Raw genomic sequence first — 3866 nt, forward strand, 5'->3', positions numbered from 1 at the left:
CTGGAAAATTATATAAAATAGCTCCAGTTTTGGGCTAAGAAGGCTGGCGAAGCTTGTCAAGTGGTTTTTTAGTCCTGTTTCTATTGCTACATTTAACCTACTTTATTTTTACAGTCGTGCTCGCTTGAAAATTCTCTCTGCTGCACTCCTAAATAGATACTTAAAGCTACTGTCAAATTAAACAACCTTCACAAGCTATAGAAGAGGCCGGGACCGGAATTGAACCGGTATAAAAAGGATTTGCAGTCCTCCGCATAAACCATTCTGCCACCCAGCCGTTTTTTATGTGTAGATATCCATTATATCTTTTAGCATAGATAAAGCTTCTTCTTTCTTTCTTTGAAAAGTGTTACGCCCAATAATTGAACCATTACCGCCACCTTGCTTAATTTCTTTTGCCTCATTGTATATATCATTCACTGACTTTGACTCACCACCAGAAAAAACTACTATTCTTTTTCCTGCAAAGCAAGATTTTCTGACATATTCAATCCTTTTGGATAATGACTCAATATTTCCAGCTTCTATTTTTTCTTTTTCCAAGTGGTTAGTTGGAAGTTTTACTTTTATTATATTAGCACCAAGCAAAGCTGCTATATGTGCAGCATAAGCAATAACATCAACTGCTGTCTCACCTTCTTTGGAAATGCCTTCACCGCGTGGATAAGACCATAATATAACTGCAAGCCCACAAGACTTAGCTTCAGCGATGATTTTACGAGCTTCTTCTATCATATCAAAACACTTAGCAGAACCAGGATATATAGTAAATCCAACAGCTGTGCAGCCCAAACGCAGTGCATCTTTTACAGAAGCAGTAACTGCTTGATCGGAAGTCAAACTTTTTGAATGCAGAGAGTTGGAACTATTAAGTTTCAAAATGTGTGGGAGCATTCCAGCATAAGTTGAAGCACCAGCTTCAATCATACCAAGCGGAGCAGCGTACGCGCTTACTCCTGAATCAATTGCAAGCTGAAAATGATAATGCGGATCATAAGCATGGGGGTTAACCTCGAAGCTCTTTATTGGCCCGTGCTCAAACCCTTGGTCTACAGGGAGAATTACTAATTTACCAGTACCACCAAGCTTTCCATGCATGAGAATACGAGTAAGGTTTGCCCTTACCCCAGGATTTTCACTCTCATAGTAGCTTAGGATTTGTCTTACTTTATCACTTATTATCACTATAACTTAAATTGAATTTCAGTTATAAATTATAGCAAAGATGAAATTTAACACAAGAATTTTAAGTTATATCGAAGGAAATTTTGTCTTCTTGCCTGTTCATATAAACCCTTAAATTTCTTCCTTTAATTAGTCGACGGTTCAGTATTCCTTCAGCTAAGTAACTCTTTATTTCCTTTTTAATCAGTCTTTCTATTGGGCGTGCTCCCATTTTCTTACTGTAACCCATTTGCGCAAGATAAGACTTTACTTTTCCTTCCACTAAGCAGCTTGTGCCTTTTTGTGCAAGTTGTTTTTTCAATTCTTGAACGAATTTATCCACAATATGCAAAATCACATCCATATTTGAGTCAGAAAAAGAAATAACCGCAATCAAGACGATTACAGAACTCGGGACTAAAAACCTGTTCCATTACTTTTTCGCTATCACTAATATAGAAATTTTTATATCCAAAGCCAATAGAGTTCCTACTGTGTTCAAGTACCCCTGCATTGGTTGTCATAATTAAATTATATTGGAAAAACTAATTTTACATCCATAAGTGTCTGTAACACAACCATAGTCAATGATTTGTAGTAATATATTGTGAATACCACTGTGAGTTCTCTCAATTTCATCAAGAAGAACAACACTATATTGATTATTAAACACAGATTCTGTAAGTAGTCCACCATGATCATAACCCACATATCCAGGAGGAGAATTCATTATTCTAGATATAGAATGAGATTCCATATATTCAGACATATCAAAACGCATGAGGTTCATGCCCATACTCTTTGCTAACTGTTTTGCAAGTTCAGTTTTGCCAACACCTGTTGGCCCTGTAAAAAGATAATTTGCCAAGGGTTTATTGTAATTTCTCAACCCAGGTTTAGCAATTTTAATAGAATTGACAAGGGACTCTATTGCTTGTTCCTGGCCAAAAATAACTTTCTCAAGATTTTCTCCTATGGCCTTCACCCTTTGCATATCTTCAAGCTCAGACCTCCAAGGTACTTTTGTAATTCTAGTGATAGTGTTTTTAATATCTCTACTGTTCACAATTTTGTGTCTGTCTTTCAGTAACTTACAATATGCTCCTGCTTCATCTATAATATCAACTGCTTTATCAGGTAATATTGTCCGATAATATACTTATGTGAAAGTTCAGCTGCAGACTTAATGGCATGTTTTGTATAATATACTCCATGGTATCCTTCATAGCAGTGCTTTATACCATTTAATATTTTTATTATCTCATTAACAGAAGACTCTTGTACGTTAATCTTTTGAAACCTTCTTGCTAACGCTTTATCTTTTTCAAAACTACTGCTGTATTCTCTGTATGTGGTTGCACCTATACAACGCAATGTACCTCTTGCAAGTGCAGGCTTCAGCAAATTACCAGCATCAAGAAAACTACCGCTTGTTGAACCAGCTCCAATGATAGTGTGTATTTTGTCAATGAAGAGAATAGCACCCGGCTTTGCCTCAATTGCCTTTATTATAGACTTTATTCTCTCTTCAAAATCACCTCTATAGCGTGTTCCTGCAAGAAGTGATCCTAAATCCAAAGCATAAATCATGCTCGACCTAAGCACATTTGGAACACTGCCTTCGATTACTTTCAATACTAAACCTTCAACTATTGTTGTTTTGCCAACACCTGGGTCCCCAACATATAAAGGGTTATTTTTTCTGCGCCTTAGTAATATTTCTATAGTGCGGTTTAATTCATAATCATGACCAATAACGCAATCTATTTTTTTACTTCTTGCATAATCATTTAAATTTTTACAATAACTTTGTAGAACTTTTTCATCTTTTAATAACTCACCTTTATTTACTGCAGTAGAAACATCATTATTTTTATCGAGCTTTACCTTACGATTAGTAGTGTATTCATCTATATTGCTGGAGCATTTCATGCTAGATATATGATAAATTAAATTGGAATCATTCGCGTTTTGTCTCTATAATAAATCTTCAATGTAGAAATTTTGTCAGAACAAAATTTCTACTAGAACATTTACTCCATTTATTTTCCTTTTTTCTAAGCTATGAGCACGTATCATAGCCCTATGTATTAGGCATCGAAATAGCGAATTAGGCTCAACTCCATTGATAGTCAATTCAGAATTGTCTTGTAAAAAAACTTTTATATCACTACTATAGCCATTAGGCTTAATGTTCTACCTTGATAGAATGCTATCCATATTGCTGGTTTTATCAGCCCTAATATTATACCTTGATAAAACGTAGTTCACATCCACATTTTTAGTTAATGCAAGCAATAAATGCTCTACTTTTGCATATTTAAGATTAAAATTAGAGGCAATCAATAATACTCTATTTAAACTTGCCTCTAAATTCTTAGAAATCATCTCCTACTCTCTTTACAAATGGAACTTATATATAATTAGTAGCACACAATTATTAAAAAATTAAAATACAGCAGTCTGTTATAGCTGAAAGCCCTGTGTATGGAGCTTATTGTAAAGAAATTAGTGTGTAAATACGGCATTACAAACCAAGTTTAGATTAAACTTCTCGCAAACCATATAATTTTTGCCTGGCCATCATTTAGGTAACCCGAAAAAACTACTTTACAAACCTAGCTAGCCCCCTTATCACGATACTGAAGGTATTAAGTTACCTTCAATCTGTGCAGATTAAAATGACAAAGTATTATATAATT

General features: G+C 34.8%; 1 protein-coding gene, 1 tRNA gene and 1 pseudogene. All 3 read right to left on the reverse strand.

The genetic code is table 11. The features are described 5' to 3' along the window. Positions 1-204 precede the first annotated feature (204 nt). A tRNA-Cys gene (locus CCY16_RS03960) sits at positions 205-277 on the reverse strand. Between the two features lie 5 nt (positions 278-282). Continuing rightward, positions 283-1179, reverse strand: a complete 897-nt coding sequence (locus CCY16_RS03965) for a class I fructose-bisphosphate aldolase (protein ID WP_088415118.1) — start codon at positions 1177-1179, stop codon at positions 283-285. Between the two features lie 67 nt (positions 1180-1246). Further along, positions 1247-3552, reverse strand: a pseudogene (locus CCY16_RS03970) (AAA family ATPase). Positions 3553-3866: the final 314 nt, after the last annotated feature.

This window comes from Wolbachia endosymbiont of Wuchereria bancrofti (genome assembly GCF_002204235.2).
Lineage (GTDB): Bacteria > Pseudomonadota > Alphaproteobacteria > Rickettsiales > Anaplasmataceae > Wolbachia.